General features: G+C 68.1%; 1 protein-coding gene. It reads right to left on the reverse strand.

What is annotated here, in order from left to right:
* The coding region (locus DY926_RS15475) for a hypothetical protein (RefSeq protein WP_148707817.1) at positions 1–200 on the reverse strand (200 nt) is incomplete at its 3' end.
* Positions 201–639: the final 439 nt, after the last annotated feature.

A 639-nucleotide genomic window follows, 5' to 3' on the forward strand; every position in this document is an offset into this window, starting at 1 on the left:
CGCTCCTTCCACGTCGCCCCCAGGTGGCGGGTGCCGACCAGACGGTAATCGGTGCGCGGGATAATGAGGGGAGTGGACGCGGATACGGGGGCCGCGCCCTCCTCGCCTGCAAGCTCACCCCAGAACAGGTCTGCGGTGCCCCCGCTGCTCAGGGCGGATGTATCGAACAGGCTGAGCTGGTCGTGATATCTGTCACTCATGGCTGGACTCCGGGTAGGCGCGAACGACCGTCCCTGCTGGTGCAGGACGATTGCCGCGATGTTTGTGATCTTGTGGAAGGGGCGGAATCCGGCGGGTCAGTGCCGCGTGCCGGTTTTCCTTTTCTTCACTCCTCTCCCGCGACCGGGCCGGGGGGACGGGCGCAAGGGCGGCGCTTCGCGCCGGGATCGGGGCGACCCGCAGGCCTGCGCTGCGAAGCAGTCAGGGCGAGGACACGAACCGACCAACCCCTTGCGCCTGGCCCGCCGGTCTGGTGCGTCCTTTTTTCTTGTGTTCCCGTTTCTGCTTTTTTCTGCTTCCCGCAGCCACGCCGCGGGCTAACCCGGTCCGGCGCTCTCGCCGAAAGCCCCTGCGGGCAAGCACCAATGCCCGGTCAGCACCGGGCCTGCCCAGTCGGGCGACAGGGCCTGCCGGACCAGG

It is taken from the genome of Komagataeibacter melaceti (genome assembly GCF_003403295.1).
Taxonomy (GTDB): Bacteria; Pseudomonadota; Alphaproteobacteria; order Acetobacterales; family Acetobacteraceae; genus Komagataeibacter; species Komagataeibacter melaceti.